The 18,394-nt window shown below is 66.3% G+C and carries 15 protein-coding genes and 1 tRNA gene; 4 read left to right on the top strand and 12 right to left on the bottom strand.

Features of this window, described 5'->3' with window-relative positions:
* Nucleotides 1–26 precede the first annotated feature (26 nt).
* Nucleotides 27–2,624 carry an EAL domain-containing protein gene (locus H0A72_RS03230; RefSeq protein WP_246436788.1) on the top strand — a complete coding sequence of 866 codons (2,598 nt, stop codon included), beginning with the start codon at nucleotides 27–29 and terminating at the stop codon, nucleotides 2,622–2,624.
* Here H0A72_RS03230 and H0A72_RS03225 read toward each other — a convergent pair.
* Nucleotides 2,561–4,480 carry a sensor domain-containing diguanylate cyclase gene (locus H0A72_RS03225; protein WP_180153632.1) on the bottom strand — a complete coding sequence of 640 codons (1,920 nt, stop codon included), beginning with the start codon at nucleotides 4,478–4,480 and terminating at the stop codon, nucleotides 2,561–2,563. The two genes, H0A72_RS03230 and H0A72_RS03225, sit on opposite strands and share 64 nt — an antisense overlap.
* A 102-nt stretch (nucleotides 4,481–4,582) precedes the next feature.
* Here H0A72_RS03225 and H0A72_RS03220 point away from each other — a divergent pair, with 102 nt between their 5' ends.
* Nucleotides 4,583–5,080 carry a DUF2165 family protein gene (locus H0A72_RS03220; protein ID WP_180153631.1) on the top strand — a complete coding sequence of 166 codons (498 nt, stop codon included), beginning with the start codon at nucleotides 4,583–4,585 and terminating at the stop codon, nucleotides 5,078–5,080.
* 36 nt (nucleotides 5,081–5,116) lie between these two features.
* On the opposite strand, the gene H0A72_RS03215 is transcribed toward H0A72_RS03220, so the two are convergent.
* The 4 genes from H0A72_RS03215 to H0A72_RS03200 all read right to left on the bottom strand — a co-directional run bounded on the left by H0A72_RS03215 (nucleotide 5,117) and on the right by H0A72_RS03200 (nucleotide 9,483).
* Nucleotides 5,117–6,079 carry a Bug family tripartite tricarboxylate transporter substrate binding protein gene (locus tag H0A72_RS03215; protein ID WP_246436761.1) on the bottom strand — a complete coding sequence of 321 codons (963 nt, stop codon included), beginning with the start codon at nucleotides 6,077–6,079 and terminating at the stop codon, nucleotides 5,117–5,119.
* 50 nt (nucleotides 6,080–6,129) lie between these two features.
* Nucleotides 6,130–7,401: a carboxylesterase/lipase family protein gene (locus tag H0A72_RS03210; RefSeq protein ID WP_180153630.1), complete on the bottom strand. Its 1,272-nt coding sequence runs from the start codon at nucleotides 7,399–7,401 to the stop codon at nucleotides 6,130–6,132.
* Between the two features lie 99 nt (nucleotides 7,402–7,500).
* Nucleotides 7,501–8,067, bottom strand: coding sequence for an SAM-dependent methyltransferase (locus H0A72_RS03205; RefSeq protein WP_180153629.1), 567 nt, complete (start codon nucleotides 8,065–8,067; stop codon nucleotides 7,501–7,503).
* A gap of 30 nt (nucleotides 8,068–8,097) precedes the next feature.
* Nucleotides 8,098–9,483 carry an APC family permease gene (locus tag H0A72_RS03200; RefSeq protein WP_180153628.1) on the bottom strand — a complete coding sequence of 462 codons (1,386 nt, stop codon included), beginning with the start codon at nucleotides 9,481–9,483 and terminating at the stop codon, nucleotides 8,098–8,100.
* Nucleotides 9,484–9,674: 191 nt separating this feature from the next.
* Here H0A72_RS03200 and H0A72_RS03195 point away from each other — a divergent pair, with 191 nt between their 5' ends.
* On the top strand, nucleotides 9,675–10,514 hold the full coding sequence (locus tag H0A72_RS03195) for a methyltransferase domain-containing protein (RefSeq protein WP_180153627.1): 840 nt from the start codon (nucleotides 9,675–9,677) through the stop codon (nucleotides 10,512–10,514).
* Between the two features lie 36 nt (nucleotides 10,515–10,550).
* Here the strand turns inward: H0A72_RS03195 and H0A72_RS03190 are convergent, their stop codons facing one another.
* The 4 genes from H0A72_RS03190 to H0A72_RS03175 all read right to left on the bottom strand — a co-directional run bounded on the left by H0A72_RS03190 (nucleotide 10,551) and on the right by H0A72_RS03175 (nucleotide 14,983).
* Nucleotides 10,551–11,630, bottom strand: a complete 1,080-nt coding sequence (locus H0A72_RS03190; RefSeq protein WP_180153626.1) for a diguanylate cyclase domain-containing protein — start codon at nucleotides 11,628–11,630, stop codon at nucleotides 10,551–10,553.
* Between the two features lie 100 nt (nucleotides 11,631–11,730).
* Nucleotides 11,731–13,260 carry a sensor domain-containing diguanylate cyclase gene (locus tag H0A72_RS03185; RefSeq protein ID WP_180153625.1) on the bottom strand — a complete coding sequence of 510 codons (1,530 nt, stop codon included), beginning with the start codon at nucleotides 13,258–13,260 and terminating at the stop codon, nucleotides 11,731–11,733.
* Between the two features lie 126 nt (nucleotides 13,261–13,386).
* Nucleotides 13,387–14,760 (bottom strand): Na+/H+ antiporter NhaA, encoded by a 1,374-nt coding sequence (nhaA, locus tag H0A72_RS03180; RefSeq protein WP_180153624.1) that lies wholly within the window; start codon nucleotides 14,758–14,760, stop codon nucleotides 13,387–13,389.
* Between the two features lie 147 nt (nucleotides 14,761–14,907).
* Nucleotides 14,908–14,983, bottom strand: a tRNA-Thr gene (locus tag H0A72_RS03175).
* Nucleotides 14,984–15,084: 101 nt separating this feature from the next.
* On the opposite strand from H0A72_RS03175, the gene H0A72_RS03170 reads away from it, so the two are divergent.
* Nucleotides 15,085–15,453 carry an MAPEG family protein gene (locus H0A72_RS03170; protein WP_180153623.1) on the top strand — a complete coding sequence of 123 codons (369 nt, stop codon included), beginning with the start codon at nucleotides 15,085–15,087 and terminating at the stop codon, nucleotides 15,451–15,453.
* A 25-nt stretch (nucleotides 15,454–15,478) separates the two neighbouring features.
* On the opposite strand, the gene H0A72_RS03165 is transcribed toward H0A72_RS03170, so the two are convergent.
* The 3 genes from H0A72_RS03165 to H0A72_RS03155 form a co-directional block, all read right to left on the bottom strand.
* Nucleotides 15,479–16,573 carry an AI-2E family transporter gene (locus H0A72_RS03165; protein ID WP_180153622.1) on the bottom strand — a complete coding sequence of 365 codons (1,095 nt, stop codon included), beginning with the start codon at nucleotides 16,571–16,573 and terminating at the stop codon, nucleotides 15,479–15,481.
* A 63-nt stretch (nucleotides 16,574–16,636) separates the two neighbouring features.
* Nucleotides 16,637–17,812, bottom strand: a complete 1,176-nt coding sequence (locus tag H0A72_RS03160; protein WP_180153621.1) for an AI-2E family transporter — start codon at nucleotides 17,810–17,812, stop codon at nucleotides 16,637–16,639.
* A 20-nt stretch (nucleotides 17,813–17,832) separates the two neighbouring features.
* The gene (locus H0A72_RS03155) at nucleotides 17,833–18,354 is read right to left on the bottom strand and encodes a DUF2569 family protein (protein WP_180153620.1); all 522 of its coding nucleotides are present in this window, start codon (nucleotides 18,352–18,354) and stop codon (nucleotides 17,833–17,835) included.
* Between the last annotated feature and the right edge of the window lie 40 nt (nucleotides 18,355–18,394).

The following is an 18,394-nucleotide window of genomic DNA, read 5'->3' as shown; positions in this document are numbered from 1 at the left end:
GCGGCAAGCAACATTGGGTGGATACGATGCGCGACCTGGATCAAAAAGTAGAGCGGCTTGCAATCGAAATCGGTCTCGACCACCGTGAGCTCGCCGAACGCAAGCAATTCCTGGAGCTCACGGACGACGACGCGCGCCGTCTGCGCCTGGTCAACGAAAGGCTGCGGGGGCATTACCATCGCCTGGCCGACGCCTTCTACGACCACCTGACCAGCTTCGACCAGCTAAGGAAGCTGCTGGGGGCGGACGAACAGCTGGCGCGGCTCAAGCACGTCCAGAGCGCCTACTTCCATAGCCTGATGGCGGGCGATTACGGCGCGGATTACGTTCGCGACCGCCTGCGCGTGGGGCTGGTGCATCAGCGCATCGGCATCGAACCCAAGTGGTATCTGGGCGCGTACCGCAAGTACGTCGCCGAAATGCAGAGGCTGCTGTGGGAACTGCTGGGCGACGATCCCGACGAATTCCTGGCCACCTGCAATGCGCTCATCAAGGTGGTGTGCTTCGACATCTCCCTGGCGCTGGACACCTACTTCCAGGCCGACACCGAGGAAATCCTGGAGCACAAGGAGTACGCGGAGCAGATCGTCGCCACCATGCCCAGCGGCCTGATGATGATCAGCGAGAACCTGCTGATCCTGTCCATGAATCCCGCAATGCGCGCCATGTTCCTGATGGACGACGACGTCTCGGGCGTGGGCATGCCGTTGTTCACCCTGGTCAAGAGCAGCCTGCTGCAGAATGCGGCGGTCGAGGCCCTGGCGACCGAATCCGGCAACAGCGGCATATTCGTCGCCATGCAGCGGGGCGCGGCGGTGGTGCACCTGAATTTTTCATTGACCTGCATCCGCTACCGGGGCAAGAAGCTGCTGCTCGCCATGGCGGAGGACGTCAGCGAAAAACTGGAAGCCCGGGCGCAGCTGGCTGAAATCGAAGACCGCTACCGCATGACCTTCGACTATGCCGCCGTGGGGCTGGCCCAGACCATGCCGGACGGCAGGCTGTCGCGCGTCAATGCCAAGTTCTGCGAGATCCTGGGCTATCGGCCCGAAGAACTGCTCGGCCGCCGCATGGCCGAATTTGCCCATCCCGAGGAAAAGGCGAGCGCGCATGCCATGGTGGCCAGCGTGCTGGCCGGGAAGCTCGAAGGCTATCGCCGGGAACGGCGCTATCTGCACAAAGACGGCCATATCGTCTGGGCCGGCGTCACGGTCTCGTGCCTGATGGACGGCGGGCTGCGCATGGGCCTCGTCCTGGTGCTGGAAGACATCTCGCAGCGCAAGCTCATGGAGCAGGAGCTCGCCATGCTGGCCTGCCAGGACCCGCTGACGCAGCTGCCCAACCGCGTGCTGCTGCAGGACCGGCTGGCCCACGAACTGCGGCGCGCCGAACAGAACGGCAGCGCCGTGGCCGTCATGTATATCGACCTGGACCGCTTCAAGAACGCGAACGACAGCCTCGGGCACAAGGCCGGCGACGCCGTGCTGGTGGAGGTCGCGCGCAGGCTGCAGGCGCTGGCCGGCGCGGCCGACACCGTCGCCCGGCCGGGCGGCGACGAGTTCGTCATGGTGATGCCCGACGTGGCCACGGAAGACGGCGTCGCCCGGCGCGCGCAGGCGATCCTGGCCAGCCTGTCGCGGGTCATCCGCTTTGACGACGGCGAGTTCTACACGGGCGCGAGCATCGGCATCGCCCTGTTTCCCGCCGACGGAGACAACGGCGAGGCCATGCTGAAGCACGCCGATGCGGCCATGTATCGGGCCAAGGAATGCGGGCGCAACAACTTCCAGTTCTACACCGAAGAACTCAGCGCGCGGAACGCGCAGCGCATGTATCTCACCAACGGCCTGCGCCAGGCGCTGGACCGGAACGAATTCCAGCTGCACTACCAGCCCAAGCTGGAGGCCCGCAGCGGGCGCGTGGTCGGGGTCGAAGCCCTGATCAGGTGGTTCCCGGCCGGGGGCGGCATGATCTCGCCCGCCGAATTCATCCCCATCGCCGAAGAATCGGGCCTCATCATCCCCATCGGCGACTGGGTGCTGGCCACCGCCTGCAAGCAGGCCGCCGGCTGGCGCCGCGAGGGGCGGGACGGCTTCCGCGTGGCCGTCAACTTGTCGGCGGCGCAGCTCAAGAACCGGGACGTCGTGCAAGTGGTGGCGCAGGCGCTGCGCGACGCCGACTGCCCCGCGGACGCCCTGGATCTCGAAATCACTGAAAGCATGCTGATGGAAAACCCCGAAAAAGTGTCGCGCACGCTGCAAGGCCTGTGCGACCTGGGCGTGCGCCTGTCCATCGACGACTTCGGAACCGGCTATTCCAGCCTCAACTACTTGAAGAGCTTCCCCATCCACGAGCTCAAGATCGACCAGACTTTCATACGCGACATCCCGGGCGAAGCCGGGCACGCGTCCATCGTGAAGGCCATCATCGATCTGGCGCACAGCATGGAGCTGATCGTGGTCGCCGAGGGGGTGGAGACGGCCGAACAAAAAGCCTTCCTGGAACGCGAGCGTTGCGACGAATTGCAGGGCTACCTGTTCAGCAAGCCGCTGCCGGCCCATCAACTGGGGCAGCTGCTCGATTCCGGCGCCATCGGCCGGGCATGGTCCGGCACCGTGTCCTGAACGGTCCGCACGCTGTCGCGGCCGGCCCGCTTGGCCTCGTACAGCCCCTCGTCGGCCATCTGCAGCAACTGTTCGAAGCTCTCGATGCCGTCGCGCAGCGACGCCACCCCGATCGATGCCGTGAACCGGATGACTTCCCCCTTGGCCGTGACCGTGCCGTTTTCGGCGATGGCGGCGCGCACGCGCTCGGCGATCGACAAGGCATTGGCAAGATTGGCATGCGGCAGCAGCACGGCGAATTCTTCGCCGCCCAGCCTGCCCGCGACGTCCTGTATGCGGTTGCCCGCGTGCAGAATGTCGCTCAGGGCCTTCAAGACCTGGTCGCCGGCATGATGGCCGTAGGTGTCGTTGATGGATTTGAAGTGGTCCACGTCCAGCATCATGACCGACAGCGGGTGCCCGTGCCGCCGGGCGGCCAGCACTTCCGCGTCGCCCGTCGCCATGAAGTGGTTGCGGTTGGGCAGGTTGGTCAGCCCGTCCCGGTGCGCCAGCAGCTGCAGCCGGTTCATGGTCTCCACATGCTGGCTGATGTCGCGCCCGATGTTGACGATGCCTTGCGGGGCGTCGCCGTCGCCCCATAGGGGGCGGGCCAGCCATTCGATGTCGCGCAAGCCTTTCGCGGTGTCGCTGCGCTGCCGATAGCGGATGAAGTACGGAGGATTCAGCACGTCGTCCAGGTGGATGGCGGCGGCGTCCGCGTCGTTCCCGCCGCCCATGCTCAGGAAATGCCTGCCCAGCAGCGCCGCGGGCTCGGCGCCGTAGAGCTCGCAGAACGCGGGGTTCACATAGGTGTAGCGGCCCTGGATGTCCATTTTCACCACCAGGTCGGTGGTGCCTTCCACGATCAGGCGGTAGTCCTCGTCCTTGGCGCGCAGCGCCTTCTGCGCCATGGCCTCTTTTTCATCGAAAAGATGCTGCCGCACCTGGTACACCAGCAGACAGATCACGGCCGCGATGGAAATCAGTATGAACAGCCCCGCTTCCAGCAGCGCCAGGCGCTTCCAGGGAGCCAGGACCACGCCGGTGTCGCGCCCGGTCGCGATGATCAGGGCGTCGTCCATGTGCAGCTCGCCGGCGTAGGCGGTGCGCAGCGCCACCACCTGGGTCTGGGGATGGGACGCCGGACGGTCGTACATGACCGAGCTGTGCTTGCCGCTGCGCAGGTGGCGCATGAACACGGCGTTGTCCAGGCTGTGCTGGTGGTCGCCTCCGGCGCTGCGCGGACGCCGCAGGAAGGGGAGGCCGTCGGAATGCACGATGGCGGCCCACATGTCGGGCGCGTACAGGACGGACTTCAGGAGCGTATCGAAATACTCGGTGTTCAGCGTGGCATAGGCCATGCCTTTGAAGTTGCCGTCGGGCTTGATGATGGCGCGGCTCAAGTTCACCGAATAGACGTTGGCCGCGCTGACATAGGGTTCCGACACGTACAGCGTCTTGGCGGCGGGCGCCCGCTGCACCGTCTTGAAGTATTCGCGACGGCTGAAGTCGGATCCGATGTGCTCGGGCCGGCTGGACGCCGTCTGGCGCCCGGTGTGGTCGAGCACCCCCGCGGTGCCCACGCCCGGCATGGCGCTCACCATGGACTTGAGATAGGCGATCTGCGCCATCACGTCCTGGCTCTGCGCATAGGCCAGTATCGATTCCAGGGCCTGGTTGGTGCTGGCCAGATGCAGTTCGATGTTCTGGGCGATGATGGTGGATTGGGTCGCCAGCCTTTCTTCTTCGCTTTTCCGGGCGCGGTGGTATTCCGTCCACAAATGCGCGACGACGATGGCGGCCAGTACCAGCAGGGCGACCCCGAGGGTGAGCTGTTGCGCCCTGGCACGCCTGGAGGTCATATTGGAGACGGACATGGGATAGGTGCCGGCGGGGCCGAGGCTGTGTGGGCAAGAGTGTGGGGACGGGTATGGCGTGGTATTGTAACGAAAAATGATTTTTTCACGGAGAGGGGCGCGATGACGATCCGATATGCCAAGCTGTTGCTGGTTGCCTCGATGGCGTTCTATGTAACGCTGGTGGCCTTCGGCAACCTCACCGACTACGGCAGCAATCTCGCCTTCGTGCGGCACGTGCTGGCCATGGACACCATTTTTCCGGATTCGGCCATCCGCTACCGCGCCATCGAATCGCCGACCGCCCAGCACGCCCTTTATGGGCTCATCATCCTGGCGGAGATACTGACCGCCGCCATCTGCTGGCTGGGCGCCTGGCGCATGGGGCGCCGCTTGCGGGCGTCCGCCGCGGAGTTCGACAAATCCAAGAACACCGCCGTCGTGGGGCTGGTCCTGGGCTTCGTGCTGTGGCAAGTGGGCTTCATGGCGATCGGCGGCGAATGGTTCGGCATGTGGATGTCGCCGCAGTGGAACGGGCAGGAATCCGCGTTCCGCTTCGCCACCACGCTCATCCTCGTGCTGATCTTCCTGACCCGGGGCGACGCCGACACCGGCGCTTGACTCGGCGCGCCCCGGGCGGACGGGGCGCCCGGACCGTTACTGCAGCTTGATGTCCAGCTCTTTGATCAAGGGCTCCATGGCGGCGCGGTCCTCGGCGATGGTCTTCGCCAGTTCCTCCGGGCTGCTGCCGATGGGAATCATGCCCAGGTTGGCCAATTGCTCTTGAAGCGCGGGCTCCTTCAGGATGCCGGCGACGGTCTGCTGGATTTCCAGCACCCGCTCGCGCGGCAGCCCGGCCGGCCCCATGAGGCTGATCCAGGGCTGGGACGAATAGCCTTCGAGCCCCGATTCGTTCAGCGTGGGCACGTCGGGCAGGCCGGAGAAGCGGCTGGGGCTGGTGATGGCCAGCGCGCGGACCCGGCCGCCGTCGATCAGGCCCTTGGCGCTGGACGGGGCGTCCAGCGCGATATCGAGCTGGCCGCCGAGCAGATCGTTCTGGGTCTTGCCGGACGAGGAAGACGGCACGTACAGCGCCGTGATGCCGGCGCGCCTGGAAGTCTGTTCCCAGACCAGGTGGAAAGCCGTGCCGACGGTGAACGAGCCGATGGAGACGTCGCGCGCCTTGGTCGCGTCGACGAAATCCCGCCAGGTCTTCAGGGGGCTGTCTTTGGACACGATGAATATGAAGGGCGTGCGGGCGACCAGGGATATCGGGGTCAGGTCCTTGACCGGATCGAATGGCAGCGACTTCACCGTGAACGGCATGATGGTGACGGCGGAGGCCACCACCATGCCCAGCGTGTAGCCGTCGGCCGGCGCTTCGACGATGCTGCGGGTGCTGATGATGCCCGAGGCGCCCGGCTTGTTTTCGACGATGACCGGCTGGCCCCATTTCGAGCTGAGCCGGTTCGCGACGATGCGCAGCATGACGTCCACCGGGCCGCCCGGCGGGTTCGACACGATGATGGTCACCGGCCGTTCAGGGTAGGCCGCAAGGGCGGCGGTGCCGAAGCAGGCCGTGGTGGCCAGGAGCAGACAGCGTAGGACGTTCTTGAGCAAGGCGGGTCTCCGGAAATTGGAATGGAACTGGAATGCAAATTGGAATGGGGTCAGGCCAGGATTTCGAGATGCGGGAAGGGCGGCCAGTCGGCCGCCCCTTCGCGTATGAATTTTATCCAGTTGGACTGGATTTTCCGCGTGAGGCGCGCGGCGTCGTCCGCCGTGGTGCCGGCGAGCATGGGCGCGGCGCCGAAGGCGTCGAGCGTGCCGAAGACGAAGGGCAGCTCGATGCAATGGCATGCGCCATAGCGCTCGGTGGGCGCATGGTCGAACCGGTAGGCCCATGCCGACCGCCCCTGCGCGCGCGCCGCCTCGGCCCAGGCGCGGGACGGCGCGCCGAACACCCGGTCGCCCGCCGCCTGGCTGGCGTCGTCGATGTGCACGTTCGGAAAGGCCGCCATTTCGTTGCGCGTATAGCCGATGAGGACGTCGGCCTTGCCGGCGCTGCTGCGGCGGATGTCGTCCATGTGGCCGGTGATCACGTCCCCGTCCACGACCGGGCAGAACAGGGCGCGGCCGATCTCATCGCTCTTGAGGGCCTCCAGGACGGCGGGCGCGCGCTGGGCGCGCAGCAGGTCCTGGCAGGGCAGGGCGCGGGCCTCTTCCAGGTTGCGCGCGCCGGCCGCCTCCAGCACTTTCCGGCCGAGCACGGCCGCCTCGTCGGCGGACCGGAAGCCGCGGCCCAGCGAGGCGCTTTGAAGAATGGCGCGGCTGAACAGGGGGTTGCGGCCCAGCATGGCGGCGATGCACGACCCGCCGGCCGACTGGCCCATGAGCGTGATGGCCGACGGATCGCCGCCGAAATTCTCGATGTTTTCCGCCACCCATCGAACGGCGGCTTCCTGGTCGAGCAGGCCCAGGTTGGCGGGCATGCCGGGCACGTAGAGCCAGCCCAGCGCGGCGAGCCGATAGTTGGGCGCGACCACCACGATATCGCCCAGCGCCGCGAGCTTTTCGCCCGAGTACCAGTCGGGGGCGCCGCCCCCGCTTTGCCAGGCGCCGCCGTGCAGCCAGACGACGACCGGGCGCTTGCGCTTGTCCGGCGCCGGCGTCCAGATGGTCAGGTGCAGGCAGTCTTCGGCTTGCGGGTCGTTCAACGGGCCCATGACGTCTTCGAGGCGCGAGGGCAGCTGCGGCGCCAGCGGCCCGGGCCGGGTGCAGTCGAGTTCGGTGTAGGGGACCGGCGGGGCCGGCGGGGCGAAGCGCAGGGGCCCCACGGGCGCCGCGGCATAAGGAATGGCCCGGAAAACATTGGCCTGGCCGGTGTAAAGGCCGATGACCTTTCCCTGGCGGGTGGTGGTGCTTACGGTATGGGTCGTCATGCGCTGGTTCGAATGAAGATGGAGGAGCCGCGATCAGCGTGCATCATAACGGTTTGCGCGGCTCGCCGGAGGGTTGAAGGAAAAAGAACGGCGGCCGGCTCAGCGCTTGGGCACGGTCCAGAAATAGATGCGCTTCTGGTTCACGATCAAGGTCTGGTCCGGCGCCCAATCGCCCATGTCGAAGGCGTGGGAAACGATGCGGGTGCCGGGCTTGAGCTTGAGCAGCGTGGGGCGCAGCCGCAAGTTCAGCGTCGGCAGCAGATACAGGCTGATGACCGTGGCCTTGGACAAATCCTGCTCGAACAGATCGCCTTCTATGAACGTGACCTTGTCGCTGACGCCCTGCTGCTCGGCGTTGGCGCGGGCTTCGCGGATGCGGGTCGGGTCGATGTCTATGCCGACGCCGCGCGTGCCGTGCCGCTTCGCCGCGGTGATCGGGATGCGGCCGTCGCCCGAGCCCAGGTCGTAGAGCACGTCGTCGGGGCCGACCTTGGCGATCTCCAGCATGGCGTCGACGACTTCCTGCGGAGTGGGCACGTAGATGACGTCGGGCTCGCGCGACGCCTGGGCGGCGCCGCCCGGCTGCGCCTGGGCTTGGCTGGGCGGAGGCAGGGCGACGAGGCCCAGCCCCAGGGATACGGCGACTGCACTTAGCGCATGTTTCATGATGGCTCCTTGGAAAGGAAGGACACAAGGCTACGACGTTACCGGAGGGGAAGAGGAGCGGGTCAGCAACAGCAGCGCGCCCACGGCCAGCACCGACAGGCCGACCAGGGCGCCGATGCCGGTATGGCGGACGCTGGCATACAGGAGATAGGCGCTGGTGGCGCAGAAGACGAGCGGCAGCAGCGGATACAGCGGCACGCTGTATGGCCGGACCCGGTCGGGAAATTTGCGGCGCAGCACGAAGAGCGCCACGCCGGTCAGCACGAAGAACAGCCAGAAGACCGGCGCGGTGTATTCCACCATGGTGGCGAAGCCGCTGCGCGTCAGGGCGCCCACCAGGATCAGGCCCAGCACGATGGCGGCTTGCACCCAGAGCGCGCGGACGGGGGCGTTGCGCCCGGCATGCCAATGGCCCAGGGCGGAGAACAGGCTGGAGTTGCGCCCGAAGGCATAGCTGGTGCGCGCGCCGGTGAGTATCGTCGCGTTCGCGGAAGTCAGCGCCGATACCGCGATCAGCGTGGCCACGATGCCCGCCCCGACCGGGCCCAGGGCGATCTGCATCATGTCGGCCGCAATGGCGCTCGACGCGCCCAGGGCGGGCAGGCCGAGCACGGCCAGATACGCCCAGTTCACCAGGAAGTACAGCGTGGTGATCAGCGCCAGGCTGATCGCGAGCGCGCGGGGCAGGTTCTTGCCGGGCCCCAGCACTTCGGCCGACACATAGGCGGCCTCGTTCCAGCCGCCATAGGTGAGCATGACGAAGATCAGCACCAGGCCCCAGTTCGAGACGTTGCCGGCATCGCCCCAATCGGGCAGGCCGGAGGTGGGCGGCGCATGCCAGAACCCGACGCCGATGATCAGCAGGACGCCCAGCACCTCCAGCAGGGTCAGGATGTTCTGCGTGGTCTTGCCCGACTTCAGGCCGACCACGTTCAGCGTGGTCAGCGCCAGCACCATGGCGGCGGCGTAGACGGCCGATGAATAGGGCCCGAGCGCGTACAGCTTGGTGGCGTAGTCGCCGAACACGAAGCCCAGCAAGGCGATGGACCCCGTCGGGATGATGGTGAGGCGGGCCCAGGCGAACAGGAAGCTGATCCGGTGGCCGAAAGCCAGCCGCAGGAAATGGTATTCGCCGCCGGCGCTGGGGTGGGTAGTGGACAACTCGGCATAGCACAAGGCCCCGCCCAGGGAGATCAGCCCGCCCAGCACCCACGCGGCCATCATTTGCGCGGCGCTGGAAGAATTGGCGGCGACCAGGGCCGGCGCGCTGAATATGCCGGCGCCAATGACGATGCCCGTGATGATGGCGATGACGTCCACCGTTCCCAGCAGCGGTTTCGGCGCAGCCGCCTCGGCGGCCCCGGCCATGGCGGGGATCGGCGTCGCGTCTACGGCCCGATGATCGTCGCGAGGCATGTGCTGTCTCCTGGAGTGGCAAGGTCGGTGGCGCGCCGCCATGCCGCAGTAATCACGGCTCAACGCGTAGAATGATACATGGGCTTTGCCAAGCCCACGTCGATCGATTCACGAATTTTATTTCCATTGATTACGCCGGCAACTTTTTGTTTGCGCGGCATCGAACATCAAAGCAGACAGGAGCGCGTCATATGTGGGTTTCAAGGGCATTGGGCGGCGTCGCCATCGCGGCGTTTTTCATGGGGGCGGCGGCGCAAGGGGCCGAACGCCAGGCGCGGGCGGGCGCCGAAGCGCCGCCGGCCTATACCGAACTCGACGTCCCCTACGTCCAGACGCCCGGCGCGGTCGTGGCCCGCATGCTCGAACTGGCCGATGTGCAGGCGTCCGATTTCGTCTATGACCTGGGTTCCGGCGACGGCCGCATCGCCATCGCCGCCGTGCGCGACCGCGGCGCCAAGGGCGCCTTCGGCGTCGAGATCGATCCCAGGCTGGTGGACGAGGCTCGGGCCAATGCCGAACGGGCGGGCGTCTCGGGCCGGGTGAGCTTCGAAGTCCAGGACTTGTTCACCACGGACTTTTCCCGCGCCTCCGTGGTCACCATGTATCTGCTGCCCGACGTCAACCTGAAGCTGCGGCCCACGCTGCTCGGCATGCCGGCCGGCACCCGGGTGGTGTCCCACCAGTTCGACATGGGCGACTGGGCCCCCGACCTGCACGAACGCCAGGGGCGCCGCAATCTGTACCTCTGGGTGGTGCCCGCCAGGCTGCACGGCAAATGGACGCTGCAGCAAGGGCAGGGCGACGACCTGACGCTGGAGTTCGACCAGCGCTATCAGCGCTTCGAAGGCGCGGCATCCGGCGGCGCCGCCCGGTACCAGATACGGGACGGCTGGATACGCGGCAATGAAATCCACTTCCAGCTCTACAAGGAATCGGGCGTGCATCACTATGCCGGCCGGGTGGAGGGCGACGCCATCCTGCCTCTGGCCGGATGGGGCGGCGAAGAAGGCTGGCGCGCGCGGCGGCAGTGACGGCAAGCGGCCGGCTTGCCTCGGGGCCCGTCAGCGTCACGGGCGCTGCTCTCGGGGGGCGGCGAACCGGATTCTGGGGCCCTGCGCCCCGGAGCGCTTGGCCTCGTACATGGCGGCGTCGACCGCGCTGATGACGTCGGAAACGCTATGGTGGCCGGCAAGGGGCGCGATGCCGATGCTGGCCGAGATGCCGCGCTTGCACTCGCCCGGCACGCCCCTGGAAATGGCGCGCGAGATCCGCAGGGCGACTTCCCGGGCCTGCTGCAGGCTCATGGAGGGCAGCAGCAGCATGAATTCGTCTCCGCCCCAGCGGCCCGCCACGTCCGTCGCGCGCGTCGCCCGGCGCAGCAGCCCCGCCACCCTGATCAGGATGCCGTCGCCGTAAAGATGGCCGCGGGTGTCGTTGGCGAGCTTGAAGTCGTCGAGGTCGAGCATCAGTATGGCGCCGGGCGCGCCGTCGGCCCGGATGGATTCGAGCTCGAGCAGCAGGCGCGCTTCGAGCGCGCGGCGGTTCAGCAGGCCGGTGAGCGGGTCGAGGCACACCTGCCGCTGCAGCTCGTCGCGCGCATCGTTCAGTTCTTTCACGAGGCGGCGCTGGGCGGCATGATGGCGATGGAAGTCGAGCAGCCGTTCCGTCTGGTCCCGCAAGAGGACCAGGGCCTCGATCTGCCATGGGCCGAGCCCGCGGGGTTCATAGCCCAGGACGCACAGCGCGCCGATGGCGCGCGGGCCCGACCTGACCAGCGCGCCGGCATAGAAGCGCGGCTGCTTGCCGCCGGGCGGATGTATGCCTGGGGCGGCGGCCGACGGGGTTTTGTGCGTGTCGTGGATGATCAGGAAGTCCCGCCCCGCTGCAAGCTGGGCGTCCGCCAGCGAAGCGGCGTCGGGCGGCAGGGCCCGGACGTCCAGGCCCAATTCGGTTTTCAGGCGCTGTCTTTCTTGCTCGACCAGCATGATGCCGGCCCTGGGAGTATGGCAGATGCCCGACGCCAGGCGCACGATGCCGTCGAAGGCGGCTTCGTAGGCGGTGCCGGCCGCATGGCGGTCGCCGATGTCCAGCGCCCGGGATGGGACGGCAATGCTGTCGGTTTCCCGTAGCGGCAGTGAGTGCGGCACCGTGATCTCCCATGTTCGTCGACAGGACGGCAGCGAGTTGGTTGTTGTAGGTGGTATTTTTGTTACATAATATCACTATTGTGATGGGAGTGGCTCTGATTCAAGCAGTCTCGGCCACGGAACAGCCGCCGGAACCAAGGCCGACATCACCGCCGGGGAACTCCCGCTCCCGTTCCGGCGCCGCCCCGGATATCCGTACGCGGCTGCGGCCCGCATTCTTCGCCTCATACAGTGTCTGATCCGCCGCGGCGTACATGGCGTCCAGCGATGCCTGCGGGCCGGCCTCGGCCACGCCCGCGCTGAAAGTGATGCGGACCTCCCTGCCGTCCGGCGCGAGAATCGATTGCTCCGTGACCAGATCGAGCAGCCGCTGGACCGCCTGCCGGGCCTCCCGCGAATTCGAGCAGCGGAACAGCAGCGCGAATTCCTCCCCGCCGACCCGGCCCACCAGATCGCCCGTGCGCAGCACCGTCTCGCAGCAGCGGGCAAGCATTTGCAGGGCCTGGTCGCCGACGACATGCCCGTGCGTATCGTTGATCGACTTGAAATGGTCCACGTCCAGCAGCGCCAGGCTGATGGGCGTGCCGTGGCGCCGCGCGGAGGCGACTTCGCGTTCGGCCTGCTCCATGAAGTGGCGCCGGTTGCTCACCTGGGTGAGGGCGTCCCGGGATGCCAGCTCCGTCAGGCGCAGAATCATGTCGCGCCGCTCTTCCAGCATGGCGAACAGCAGCAGGGAAAACAGCAGGCCGCTCGCCAGGAAGAAACTGACATAGAACAGCCGGTCGGCCACGGGCAAGTAGGACATATAGCCGTCGCCCAGCATGCCCACCCCTACGATGACGATGGTGACCAGCAGATTGGCGCCGGTCACCGCCCGGACGTCGCAGCGCAGGCCTACCCAGACCAGCAGCGCATAGCTCGAGGCCAGCAGGAGCAGGGGTCCGGCCACCAGCTTGGAGTTCGCGGTGAGCAGCACGGCCGCCACGCCGGCGGCGAACACTGCAAGTTCCAAGGGGGTGAGCGGCGCGGCCTTATGCTTTGCCGGGGTCAGCCAGGCCAGCACCAGCGGCGCCACCAGCAACTGCCCCAGGGAATTGCCTATCCACCAGTGCAGCCAGGCCGGCAGCACCAGGTGCAGCGACGGCAGCGGCTTCTGTATGCCTTGCGTCGACCAGGCGTCCACGAACAGATTCGTGACATGGGTGGGGATCATGCCGTTCAGCAGCAGCATCAGCACGCCGCCGGTTGCGCTGATGGGCTGCAGAATCAGGAAGATCATGCAGGTCAGCAGGCCCACGTCGCGCAGGCGATCGAAGCGGCGCGACAAGCCCCAGCGGCGGAACAGATAGCCGCCGAGCACGCCTTCGAAAGCATTGAAGAGACCGATGCCCAGCCCGCCCAGCAAGGACGGGCCGGACCAGTACGACAGCAGCGCCTGCCCGAGCATGATGCCCGGCGCGATCTTCGGGCCGAACAGGATGGAGAAGGCCAGCGCCACCCCTTCGGGCGCGAAGATCACGCTGGTAACGTTGCCGTATTCGACCGACGCGGCGAATGTGACGCGGCCCAGCGCCACATACAGGAAAATCAGCAAGCCATTGAGCGCGACGAGCCGGAAACCATTCGCCATTCCTTTTCTCCTTTTTTCTTCTTGTGGAAAACCTCCATCCTGGCGCGTGAAGCCTCGAAATGATAATCGAGGCCGTTGCGGCCGTGGCCGCGGTTTCGTGAAAATTGACGAAAGTTGATAGATGTATCAAGGCGGAAGCGTGCACGAAAGCGGCGGCGCGAGCCTGCGGCGGTACAGCGCGCCCCAGGCCAGGCCCAGCAGCGCGGCCGCCAGCGAGCCGGCCAGCACCCCCAGCTTGGCCGCGCCCAGCAGCGCTGCGCTTTCAAATGCCAGCATGGCGATGAAAATGGACATGGTGAAGCCCACGCCGGCCAGCAGGCCGATCAGGGCCATGGCGCCCCAGGACACGCCCGGCGGCAGGCGGCACGCGCCCAGCCTCACCATCAGCCAGCTGACGCCGACCACGCCCAGCGGCTTGCCGAGCACCAGCGCCAGCGCCGTGCCCGCCATCACCCATTGCGGCCCGGCGGAGGACAGGTCGATGCCGCCCATGCTCACGCCCGCATTGGCCAGCGCGAACAAAGGCATGATGCCGAAGGCGACCCAGGGGTGCAGCGCCTTTTGCACGCGGACCACGGGCGGCAGCAGCTCGCGCTGGGCCAGGCGCAGCCGCCTGAGCGGTGCGTCCCCCGGCGGCGCGTCCTTCAGTCCGTCGCCGTCGGCGAGCAGCCTTTGCGCCGCCTGGGCCAGCATGTCCAGCGGGCGCTCGCGCATGCGCAGGGGCACGACCGGGGTCAGCATGCCCAGCACGACGCCGGCGAGCGTGGGGTGCGCGCCGGTCATCAGCAGGCCGATCCAGACGACGGCGCCGGGCAGTACGTAGCCCAGGGCCGAGCCGACGCCGATGCGCTGCAGGCCCAGCACGGCCAGGATGCCCAGCCCCGCGACGAGAAACCCATGCGGCGCCAGCCCGCCGGAATAGAACAGCGCGATGATCAGCACGGCGATGATGTCGTCGATGATGGCCAGGGCCAGCAGAAACACGCGCACGTTTCCGGGAATGCCGCGGCCCAGCAGCGCCAGCACGCCCAGGGCGAAGGCGATGTCCGTCGCCGTGGGCACGGCCCAGCCCGCAAGCCGCTGCGGGTCGCCGTTCAGCGCCGCATACATGAGCGCGGGCGCGGCCACCCCGCCGAGCGCCGCCATGATGGGCAGCATGGCCTGGCGCGGGTCGCTCAGGGCGCCCTCGTGGATCTCGCGGCGGATCTCCATGCCGACGGCCAGGAAGAAGACGGTCATCAGCGCGTCGTTGATGATGAAATGCAGGGACTGGGAAAATACGCGGCCGCCCATGCCGATGGATACCGGCAGGTGCCAGAGCGCATGGTAGCTGTCGGCCAGCGGCGAGTTGGCCCAGATCAGCGCCACCGCGGCCGCGATCAGCAGCACGATGCCGGCGGCGGCTTCAATATGCAGGAAATGTTCGAGCGTGGCGAAAGCGCGTTCGGCCAGGAGCCGGGCGCGCGGCAGGTCTTGCCGCAGGGTGTCGTGGCGGTGCATGATGGTAAAGCCCCGCGTGGCGGCCCGACCGACGCATGAACCTGTCCCGCTGCGGCATGCAGCTAACACCCAGCGCGTATTCTACAGGAAGGCGCATAAAAAAAACCTGGCAACACAAGGTGCTGACAGGCTTTTTCATGAAAACTCTGGTGCCGATGAAAGGAATCGAACCCTCGACCTTCTCATTACGAATGAGCTGCTCTACCGACTGAGCTACATCGGCCAAAGCGGTGTACAAGAAATGTGTCCTTGATCCGCTAAGCCAGCTATTATACATATTCATGTCGAAAATGGGAAACGGCCCGATTCTTTTCAGGAGCAGCGATGTCAACGATCACTTGGCTCATGTTGTGCGCCGCCTTTTTGCCCATGGTTGCCGCGGTGGTGGCCAAGGCGGGCGGCAAGGGGTTCGACAACGACGCCCCGCGCGCCTGGCTGTCCAGCCAGGAGGGGTGGCGGGCCCGCGCCAATGCCGCGCAGGCCAATCTTTTCGAGGGGCTGCCGTTCTTCTATGCGGCCGTGCTGCTGGCGCTGTTCAAGCAGGCCGATCCCGCATGGGTGGCCGGCCTGATGCTGGCCTGGGTGCTGGTCCGGCTGGTCTACATCGGCCTGTATATCGCGGGCTACGGCATGCTGCGCACGGTCGTCTGGGCGCTGGCCCTGGCCTTGAACGTGGCCATCCTGTTCGCCTGAAGCCGGGGTGCCGGGCTTTCGGGTTTCAGGGCGCGTCCGCGTCCTCGCGGCGCGGCAGCGACTGCTGCTGATTCATGCGTATGGCCGAAGGGAAAAGATCCCAGCACGCGATGAACAGCGCGGCGAACAGGGGGCCGATCACGAAGCCGTTCAGGCCGAACACCGCCAGCCCGCCCAGTGTGGAAATCAGTATGACGTAATCCGGTATCTTGGTGTCCTTGCCGACCAGCAGGGGCCGCAGCAGGTTGTCGACCAGGCCGATGACCAGGACGCCGAACAGTATCAGGACCACGCCTTGCAGCACCGCGCCGGTCACCAGGAAATAAATGGCGACGGGCAGCCAGATCAGCGACGCGCCCACGGCCGGCAGCAATGAAAGAAACGCCATCACCACGCCCCACAGCAGCGCGCCCTGTATGCCGAGAAAGGCGAACATCACGCCGCCCAATGCGCCCTGGGTGGCGGCCACCATCACGTTGCCCTTGACGGTGGCCTTGACCACCGTGGTGAACTTGCGGAACAGATGCTGCTTGTGTTCTTCACTGAGCGGGATCAGCTGCTTGGCCTGGCGCGCCAGCTGCACGCCGTCGCGCAGCAGGAAAAAAAGCATGTACAGCATGATGCCCAGGCCGATCAGGAACTGCGCGGTGTTCTGCCCCACGTTGACCGCCTGCGTGGCCAGGAACTTGCTGCCTTGCAGCGCGCTGGCGCTGAGCTTTTCGCGCAGGCTGAATATGTCGCCCACGCCGAAACGGGTCAGCGTGTCGTGCACCCCGGCCGGCAGCGCGCTCATCACCTGCTCGAAATAGGCGCCCAGGTTCAGGTCGCCGGAACTGATCCGCTTGTAGATGACGGCGCCTTCCTGAAGAAGGGAAGCGCTGATGAAGATGACCGGCAGGATGACGATCAGGATGATGACCAGCAGGCTGATCAGGGCCGAGAGGTTGGGGCGGCCCCTGAGGCGGATTTCCAGGCGGCGCTGCAGCGGCTGGAAAATGATGGCCAGTATGGCGCCCCAGAAAATCGCCCCGTAGAAGGGCAGCAGCACCCAGATGAAGGCGGCCGTGACGGCAATCAGCAGGAACAGAAAGGACCGGAAATAGAGTCTGGAGTTGTTCATTGAGTGTCCGTAGAGGAAAGCGCCGTATGCCGCCGGGGATTCAAATTCTATGCGATAGATCAACTATTCGCTGAGGAGTTCCGCAAGCGCGTGCAAATCCTCGACATGCTGCGAAATCACTTTGATGACCACGATGACGGGTACGCACAGCAGCATGCCCCATACTCCCCAGAGCCAGGCGCCGAACAGAAGCGCCACGAAAACGGCCATGGCGTTCATCTTGGCGATGCGGCCCGTCATCCACGTGCTCACCAGCATGCCGACCAGCGTGGAGATCGCCAGCGTCGCGAACGCGGCCAGCAGCATCATGGAGAAGGACTCGAACTGCAGGAAGGCGGCGAAGGCGATCGCCGTCATCGCGATCATGGAGCCGAAGTAGGGGATGATGTGCGTGAGCGCGGCGACCAGCGCCCAGGCGCCCGCGTTGTCGAGCCCGATCCAGTGCAGGGCCAGCCAGGTGAGCAGCCCCAGCATGGTGTTGGTGACCAGCAGCATGAGCATGTACTTCTGGATGGAGCTGTTGATGTCGTCCAGTATCTGCACCGTGATCTTCTTGTTCGACAGCGACGGGCCGGTCAGCTTGACCAGCTTGCGCTTGAACGTATTGCCCGATACCAAGGCGAAGAACACCAGGAAGAGCACCATGGTCAGCTGGCCGATGAAGGCCGCCGCGCTCTTGGAGCCGGCCAGCAGCCAGTCGTTCAGATCGAAATCCGGCTGTTTGATGAGCACCGCGGGCGGCGGCTGCACCGAGGGCGCCGGGTCGGCCGAACCGCCGTCGGCGTTCGCCGCTTTTTTCAGTGCGTCGGCCGCGCTGCGCAGCTTGTCCAGCGGCCCCTGCTCGCCGTCGTCGAGGCGGCGCAGCGCGCTGGTGAGCTTGTACGTGGCGATGGGCAGCTCGTCCATGATGGCCTGCGCTTCGTTGTAGACCGAGCTCGCCACCAGCGTGCTGCTGCCCAGCAAGGCGAGCATGACCACGGCGCTGGCCAGCGCGCGCGGCAGGCGCAGCCGTTCCAGCCAGATGACGACGGGGTTGAGGGTATAGGCGATGAGGATGCCGAAGACCAGCGGTATGAAGAAGTCGCGCGCCCATTGCAGGGCGAAGACGAACGCCAGCACGGCGAGTATCGTCAGGGCGGTGTCGCCCGGGCGCCGCGCCGGAACCGCGGCGGCTTCCGCCTGCGCCGGGGCCGCCGAACCGGCCTGTTCTATGGGGTTGGAGTTCTTGGCGGTATCCATGGCGGCTTCGCCCCGATGCGCTAGGTATAGGTGTTTTTCACCCTGGCGGAGGCGAGCAGGTAGCAGGTCCATACCGTGGCGAACAGCATGGTCGCCGCCATGGCGGAATAATCGTCTTCCAGCAGATAGTCGCCGAAATAGGATTCGGCCAGCGCGAATTCGGTAAGCGCGGCGACCGGCCCCGCGATCCAGACGGCGGCGATCGTCCAGTGCACCGCCCGCCGATGGCGATTGAGGGTCAGCATGGCGGCCGCCCCGATCAGCAGAAAGGCCTCCAGCCACGCCAGCCCCAGCGCATAGCGCGTGTATTCCAGATAGTCGGGGCTTTGGAGCGCCGAGGGCACGAGCACGGCGATTTCACGGCGCACCCGGTAGAACTCCGCCAGTTCCTGCATGGCCCAGAAGATCAGGAAGACGCTCAGCACGATGAGCCAGCCCCCATAACCCGCCATGTGCGAATTTTTGCGGCGCCTGCCCGCCAGGATGGCGGCCAGGGTCAGCGCGATGAATATCGCGAAATGCCAAAGACTCCAGAAACCCACTGTTGCTCCTTCTTATGGGGTAGGCCGCGTTACAAAAAGC

It is taken from the genome of Parapusillimonas granuli (assembly GCF_013416525.1).
Lineage (GTDB): Bacteria > Pseudomonadota > Gammaproteobacteria > Burkholderiales > Burkholderiaceae_B > Parapusillimonas > Parapusillimonas granuli.
Note: the sequence above shows the minus strand (reverse complement) of the source record. Positions and strands in the feature narration are given on the sequence as shown.

What these genes read in the sequence shown, in the direction of transcription:
- H0A72_RS03230 (WP_246436788.1), top strand. Translation starts at nt 27, where the DNA reads ATGCGCGACCTGGATCAAAAAGTAGAGCGGCTTGCAATCGAAATCGGT.
- H0A72_RS03225 (WP_180153632.1), bottom strand. Translation starts at nt 4,480, where the DNA reads ATGTCCGTCTCCAATATGACCTCCAGGCGTGCCAGGGCGCAACAGCTC.
- H0A72_RS03220 (WP_180153631.1), top strand. Translation starts at nt 4,583, where the DNA reads ATGACGATCCGATATGCCAAGCTGTTGCTGGTTGCCTCGATGGCGTTC.
- H0A72_RS03210 (WP_180153630.1), bottom strand. Translation starts at nt 7,401, where the DNA reads ATGACGACCCATACCGTAAGCACCACCACCCGCCAGGGAAAGGTCATC.
- H0A72_RS03205 (WP_180153629.1), bottom strand. Translation starts at nt 8,067, where the DNA reads ATGAAACATGCGCTAAGTGCAGTCGCCGTATCCCTGGGGCTGGGCCTC.
- H0A72_RS03200 (WP_180153628.1), bottom strand. Translation starts at nt 9,483, where the DNA reads ATGCCTCGCGACGATCATCGGGCCGTAGACGCGACGCCGATCCCCGCC.
- H0A72_RS03195 (WP_180153627.1), top strand. Translation starts at nt 9,675, where the DNA reads ATGTGGGTTTCAAGGGCATTGGGCGGCGTCGCCATCGCGGCGTTTTTC.
- H0A72_RS03185 (WP_180153625.1), bottom strand. Translation starts at nt 13,260, where the DNA reads ATGGCGAATGGTTTCCGGCTCGTCGCGCTCAATGGCTTGCTGATTTTC.
- nhaA (WP_180153624.1), bottom strand. Translation starts at nt 14,760, where the DNA reads ATGCACCGCCACGACACCCTGCGGCAAGACCTGCCGCGCGCCCGGCTC.
- H0A72_RS03170 (WP_180153623.1), top strand. Translation starts at nt 15,085, where the DNA reads ATGTCAACGATCACTTGGCTCATGTTGTGCGCCGCCTTTTTGCCCATG.
- H0A72_RS03165 (WP_180153622.1), bottom strand. Translation starts at nt 16,573, where the DNA reads ATGAACAACTCCAGACTCTATTTCCGGTCCTTTCTGTTCCTGCTGATT.
- H0A72_RS03160 (WP_180153621.1), bottom strand. Translation starts at nt 17,812, where the DNA reads ATGGATACCGCCAAGAACTCCAACCCCATAGAACAGGCCGGTTCGGCG.